At 65.7% G+C, this 6,695-nt stretch carries 4 protein-coding genes; 3 read left to right on the top strand and 1 reads right to left on the bottom strand.

All coding sequences use genetic code 11. From position 1 onward, the window contains the following. Positions 1-387 precede the first annotated feature (387 nt). Positions 388-1,299: a LysR substrate-binding domain-containing protein gene (locus tag AC0SZ7_RS31445; protein WP_475507975.1), complete on the bottom strand. Its 912-nt coding sequence runs from the start codon at positions 1,297-1,299 to the stop codon at positions 388-390. 132 nt (positions 1,300-1,431) lie between these two features. Between AC0SZ7_RS31445 and AC0SZ7_RS31440 the strand changes: the two genes are divergently transcribed. From AC0SZ7_RS31440 to AC0SZ7_RS31430, 3 genes are all read left to right on the top strand, one after another. Beyond that, a complete protein-coding gene (locus AC0SZ7_RS31440; RefSeq protein ID WP_475507974.1) occupies positions 1,432-2,334 on the top strand; it encodes a glycine betaine ABC transporter substrate-binding protein in 903 nt (300 codons plus the stop codon). Positions 2,335-2,361: 27 nt separating this feature from the next. Continuing rightward, positions 2,362-4,404, top strand: coding sequence for an oxidoreductase (locus tag AC0SZ7_RS31435; protein WP_475507973.1), 2,043 nt, complete (start codon positions 2,362-2,364; stop codon positions 4,402-4,404). A gap of 587 nt (positions 4,405-4,991) precedes the next feature. After that, positions 4,992-6,695, top strand: a 1,704-nt coding sequence (locus AC0SZ7_RS31430; RefSeq protein ID WP_475507972.1) for a type VI secretion system Vgr family protein, incomplete at its 3' end; no start/stop codon positions are given.

The raw sequence follows: 6,695 nt of genomic DNA, 5'->3' as shown, positions 1-6,695 counted from the left end.
CGTTGTGGGTGTTGGCTGTAGCCGCTGCCGCCAGGCTGCGCTGGGCCCAGCGTGCGCTGAAGATTTTCAGCGTGGAGAAGGGCCAGCGCAGCCTGCGGCAGCGGCTACACCAAATCCGCGTAGCAGTAACTGTCTTGAAACCGCGTTGCCTGCATCGCGACTAAAGTCGGCTCCTACCCCGTGCGTGGTAGGAGCCGGCCTTGGCCGCGATGCAGACGACGCGATCAGCGGTGCACGCGCGTCCCTGTAGCAGCTGCCGCAGGCGGCGTCCGGTGGCGCTGCGGTGTGCCGGGAACAGCGCGGCACCTGCGGACGCGGCCTATGGCCGCTGCTACGGGGGCGGGTTGCGCGCGTCCCTGTAGCCGCTGCCGCCAGGCGGCGTCAGGATCACTCAGTGCCTTCCAGCCACGCCTGCAACCGCGCCACCGCCTGCGGCCGGGTGCTGTGCTCGTTCACCGCCAGGTAATAGCCGCGCCGGGTGGCGTAGCGGTGGGGCAGGGCTTCCACCAGGCGGCCGTCGGCCAGCAGGTCGGTGAGCATGTGCGGGCTGCCCAGGGCTATGCCACGGCCTTCCAGGGTGGCGAGGATCTGCTGGGCGTGGTTGTTGAAGGCCAGGCGCGCAGGCGGCAGTGGGCCGCGCACGTTCATCTGGTCAAACCAGGCGGCCCAGTCCGCGACCGCCCAGTTGAAGCCGCGCCAGTGCTCGCGGTCAAGGTTCAGCAGGCGCTCGCCCAGCAGCTCAGGAGGTTCGCGCAGGGTGCGGCCCTGCAGGTAGCCGGGGCTGCACAGCGGCACCAGTTCCTCGTCCATCAAATGGCTCAGGCGCACGCCGTGGCGTTGGCCACCGTTGCCGCAGGTAATGGCCATGTCGACGTTTTCCGCGCGCAGGTCAATCTCGCGGTCGAAGGCGAACAGGCGCAGCGCTACCTGCGGGAATTCGCGCTGGAAGGCATCCAGGCGCGGCATCAGCCAGTAGGTGGCCATGCACACGGTGGCGGCGATGGTGATGGCGTCGCTGGCGTCGCCGCGGATTTCGGTGCTGGCCTGGGCGATGCGCTCAAGGCTCTCGTCCACCGCCTCGAACAGACGTTGGCCAGCGTTGGTCAGGGTGACGTTGCGGTGGTTGCGAATGAACAGCGGGTTGCCCAGGTGCTCCTCCAGCTGGCGGATCTGCCGGCTGACCGCCGCCTGGGTGATGCACATCTCCTGCGCCGCCAGGGTAAAGCTCTGCAGGCGCGCGGCGGCTTCGAAGACCACCAGGGCAGTGAGGGGCGGCAGGCGTCGACGCAGTCTTTCCATAATATTTTCTCATGCCAACCGGCAGTTTTAATCGATTGCAGCCCAGGCCCGGGATTTGCTTTGATCAACAAAAAACAACGTGCTGACTTCGACTGCCCAGGAAACCGTGACCTAACGTTGAGGAAAAAGCCAATGCATCTGTATAGCCCAAAAGCTTATGGCAGGCTCGCCGGCCTGCTGTTGACCGCTACCTCCCTGATGGCCCACGCCGCCGATGCGCCCGCCCCGATACGCATCGGCTGGGTGAATTGGTCCGACACCGAAATAACCGCCAAGCTGGCGCAGACCGCCCTTGAAGACCACCTCAAGCAGCCGGTGAAAATGGTGCAGGCCGACATCGGCATCCAGTTCCAGGCGTTGGCCAACGGCAACATCGACCTGATTCCCATGGTGTGGCTGCCCAACACCCACAAGGACTACTGGGACAAATACAAGGACCGCCTCGAAGACCTCGGCGTGCTGTACGAAGGGCGCATTGGCTGGGCGGTGCCCGAGACCGTGCCGGCAAGCGAGGTGGCCAGCGTCGAGGACCTGAACAAGCCCGAAGTGCGGGCCAAGCTCGATGGCCGCATCCTTACCTCCGAGGCCGGCAATGGCCAGTACAAACTGTCGCTCAAGGCCATCGATGCCTACAAACTCACGGGCTACAAGCTGGTGGCGTCCTCTGAAACCGGCATGCTCACCGAGATGGACCGTGGCCTGCGTCGTGGCCAGTGGTCGGTGATCAACGCCTGGAACCCGCACTGGATGTTCTCCAAATGGAAGCTGCGCTACCTGGCCGAGCCCAAGGGCATCTTTGGCGGTGCCGAGCAGATCCACGCCGTGGCGCGCAAGGGCTTCAGCCAGCAGCACCCGCAGGTGGCGTACTTCTTCGCGCATTACACGATGCCCCTGGCCGAGCTGCAGGGCCTGATGCTGAAGGCGCGTGACAGCGGCGCCGACAGCGTGGTGGCCGATTATTACGCCGCCAACAAACCGCGTTTCGACGCCATGTTCGACCAAGCGGCGCAGACCGCCAGCAGCACCCAGCCCTGATCCCGCCGCCATCGATGAGGATGCCCCATGGCCAGCGCCAACGATCCGCTGTTGCAACCCTTCGCCCTCAAACACCTGCACCTGCGCAACCGGGTGGTCAGTACGTCCCACGAGCCGGCCTATTCGGAAGACGGCATGCCGCGCCAGCGCTACCGCCTATACCACGAGGAAAAGGCCCGTGGCGGCGTGGCCCTGACCATGATCGGCGGCTCGTCGATCGTCGCCGCCGACAGCCCGCCGGCCTTTGGCAACCTGCACCTGTACAAGGATGAAGTGGTGCCGTGGCTGGCGGAGCTGGCCGACGGCGTGCATCAGCACGGCACCGCGGTGATGTGCCAGCTGTCGCACCTGGGCTGGCGTGCCAGCAATTTCACCGACGACTGGCTGCCGCTGATGTGGCCCCAGCGCGGCCGCGAGCACGCGCACCGCAGCTTCGCCAAGCAGATGGAGGACTTCGACATAGCCCGCATCGTGCGCCAGTATGCCGACGCCGCCGAACGCTGCAAGGCCGCCGGCCTGGACGGCGTGGAAATCGAAGCCTACGGCCACCTGTTCGACGCGTTCTGGAGCCCGGGCAACCGCCGCGACGACGGCTACGGCGGGGGCCTGGAAGGGCGCCTGCGCTTTCCGCTGGAGGTGCTGGCGGCCATGCGCAAGGCCGTCGGCCCGCAGTTCATCATCGGCGTGCGCATGGCGGTGGAAGAAGACATGCCCGGCGGCCTGGGGCAGGAAGAAGGCCTGACCATCGCCCGCACCCTGGCCGACCACGGCATGGATTTCATCAGCGTGATCAAGGGCCGCATCGACAGCGGCGAGGCGCTGGCACGGGTCATCCCCGGCATGGGCACCCCGGCCGGCCCGCACCTGGAACTGGCCGGCGCGGTACGCCGCACGGTACCGGTGCCAGTGATGCACGCCGCACGCATCAGCGACGTCGCCACCGCCCGCCACGCCCTGCGTGAAGGCCTGGTGGACCTGGTGGGCCTGACCCGCCCGCACATGGCCGACCCGCACCTGCTGGCCAAGGTGGCAGCCGGGCAGGAAGAGCGTATCCGCCCCTGCGTGGGCGCAAGTTATTGCATTGACCGTATCTATATCTCCGGCGAAGCCCACTGCATCCACAACCCGGCCACCGGCCGGGAAGCGCGCATTCCCCAGGTCACGCCACCCAGCAGCGCCCCTGGCCGCCATGTGGTGGTGGTTGGCGCCGGCCCCGCCGGCCTTGAAGCGGCCCGGGTGTGCGCCGAGCGTGGCCACCGCGTCAGCGTGCTGGAAGCCGGTGACCAGGCCGGCGGCCAGGTGCGCGTGGCCGCCATGCCATTGCGCCGCCGCGAACTGATCGGCGTTATCGACTGGCGCCTGGCCGAGTGCGAACGGCTGGGCGTGAGCATTCGCTACAACTGTTACGCCGAGGCTACCGACGTGCAGGCATTGGCCCCGGACGTGGTCATCATCGCTACCGGCGGTGTGCCCGACTGCGAGTTCCTGGAACAGGGCAACGAGTGGGTGCACAGCAGCTGGGACGTGCTGACCGGCGACTTCAAACCCAAGGGCGAGGTGCTGGTGTTCGACGGCAACGGCGCCCACCAGGCCTTGAGCTGCACCGAGGTGCTGGCGCAGATGCCTGGCGTGCGCGTGCAGTTCGTCACCGGTGAGGCCATGTTGGGGCCAGACGTGGGTGGGCTGAACATGCCTGCGTATTTGAAGGTGTTTGTCGAACAGGGCGTGCAGCAGACCTTCAGCCAACGCCTGGTGGCCGTGCGCGCCGAGGGCGGCCGGCGCTTGGCGCGGTTGTGGTGCGAAGCCACCCGCCAGCATTACGAGCGGGTGGTAGACCATGTGGTAGTGGAACACGGCACCTTGCCGCTGGACGAGCTGTACTTCGCCTTGAAAGCGCAGTCGCGCAACCGTGGCGAGCTGGACCAGCAGGCCTTCATCGAGGTGCGCGAGCAGACGTTGGCGGCCAATGGCGAAGGCCACTTCCAGCTGTTCCGCATAGGCGACGCAGTGGCCAGCCGCGACATTCACGCGGCTATCTATGACGGCCTGCGGCTGTCGCTGGCGCTGTAGCCCCTAGGGGGGGAGCCGCTGCCTTCAGGTGGCGGCTACCGGCCGGTCACATCATCGAAGGTCACAGTTATTTCTATATTTTGCAGAGTGAGCGTGTGTCCGATTTCATCTGTAATGGTTTTATTGTGCATATTACAGTGCAGTTCTGGCTTGGATGTTTCTGTGCAAGTCAATGGGTGGGTGGCAATCGTGCCGATACCTAATACATCCCATAAGTAAGCTATCCGGCTCGATGTTGTAGGAATCCTCGCTACATACTGTAAGACCCATCGCAAACACTCCTCCCTGGCTAGTATCCCTCCGCGCATTGCCCTACTGTTTTATTCTCGGTAAGCCTTGAATTGACTGGCCTGGCGTGGCTCGCGGGCTTGCTGTTAAGGCACGGTATTTATCAGGATTCTCGATAAACCTTGTTACCAAGAAGAAGTGCCTGTGCCCGCAGGTTCTCAAATATAAGTAGTAGCAGTGTTCGTCGCTGATGTGCTGGGCACGTAACAAGTTGTTCCTGAATAAAGCCGGTTCTTGCAAATAAACCCAGTTGTTTCATTGCCCCTGCAATTCCACCCCTTAGCCCAGGAGGCCTGACCATGGCTGAAGCCCCACGCATCCTCTTCGACCACACCCGCCACCGCCTCAGCATCAGCCAGTTGCAAGCGCCCCTGGACGTGCTGGCCTTCGCAGGCGAAGAGCGCCTGAGCCAGTGCTTCACTTACCGCATCGAATTCACCAGCCCAGTGCAGGACATCTCACCCGAACAGGTGCTGCGCTGCGACGCCATTTTCCGCCTGTTCCCGCTGGCGGTGAAACCGCTGTACCGCGGCCACGTGGTGCCGCCGCCCAAGCCGCTGCGCAGCGTGCGCGGGGTGATCACCGGCTTCCGGCGGCTGTCCGGCTCGCGCGACGAGGCGCGCTACGAGGTTACCCTGCAACCCAAGCTGGCGCTGCTGGCGCGCGGCAAGCAGTACCGCATCTACCAGCGGCAGAGCGTGCCGGAAATCGTCGAGAGCATCCTGCGCCGCCACTATTTCGAAGGCTACGAGTTCCACACCCAGATGGTGCGCGAGTTCCCCCGCCGCGAGCAGGTGATGCAGTTCGGCGAGAGCGACCTGGCCTTCATCGAGCGGCTGCTGGCCGAGGTGGGCATCTGGTACTGCTTCTTCGACGACGTGCGCGTCGACATCACCGTGCTGGAATTCCATGACCACCGCCGCGGCTACCAGTTCGACGTCGAGCTGCCGTACCGCCCGCAGTCCGGGCTGGACAGCGGCGGCCAGGACAGTGTCTGGGCCCTGCAAAGCCGCCACCAAATGGTGGAACAGCACGTCGACGTGCGCACCTACCGCCACCGCGACGCGCGCGCGCTGCTCGACGCCGAGGTCGACCAGACCCGCGCCACCACCCGCACCACCTACGGCGAGGCCTACCACTTCGGCGACCCCTACGACGTGCTCGGCAACCGCCACGTCTACGACGATGACCTGCCCGCCGAGACCGGCATTTTCTACGCGCGCATGCACCACGAGCGCTACCTCACCCAGCAGGTCTGCCTGAGCGGCACCACCAGCAGCCCGACCCTGGCGCCGCGCCAGGTGCTGACCATCAGCGGCGACGCGCCGCAGGCGTTCAAGCCGCGCATCGTCATCACCGAGCTGCGCTGCCACGCCGCCCGTGACAGCAGCTTCATCGCCCACTTCCAGGCCATTCCCTACATCGAGGCGGGCAGCTTCCGACCCCCGCTGTTGCCCAAACCCATCATGGCCGGCACCGTCGCCGCGCGCGTCAGCAGCTACAAGGCCAACGACCCCTACAGCCACATCGACATCGAAGGCCGCTACCGCGTCAGCTTCCTGTTCGACCGCCACACCTGGCCCATGGGCCAGGAAAGCCTGTGGCTGCGCCTGGCCCGGCCCTACGCCGGCGCCACCCACGGCCTGCACCTGCCGCTGATACCCGGCACCGAAGTGGCCATCGCCTTCGAACACGGCGACCCCGACCGCCCCTACATCGCCCACGCCCTGCACGACAGCGAACACCCCGACCCGGTCACCCTGCGCAACTACCAGCGCAACGTGCTGCGCACCCCGGCCAACAACAAGCTGCGCATGGACGACACCCGCGGCCAGGAACACGTGAAGCTGGCCAGCGAGTTCGGTGGCAAGAGCCAGCTGAACCTGGGGCACGTGGTGGATGCCGAGAAGAAGCTGCGCGGCGGCGGGTTTGAACTGCGCACCGACGCGCATGGGGCGTTGCGGGCGGGGAAGGGGGTGTTGATCAGTGCGGATGCGCAGGTG

This window comes from Pseudomonas sp. JC1203 (assembly GCF_056175065.1).
The sequence above is the reverse complement of the archived record's forward strand: the minus strand, read 5'-3'. Positions and strand labels throughout refer to the sequence as shown.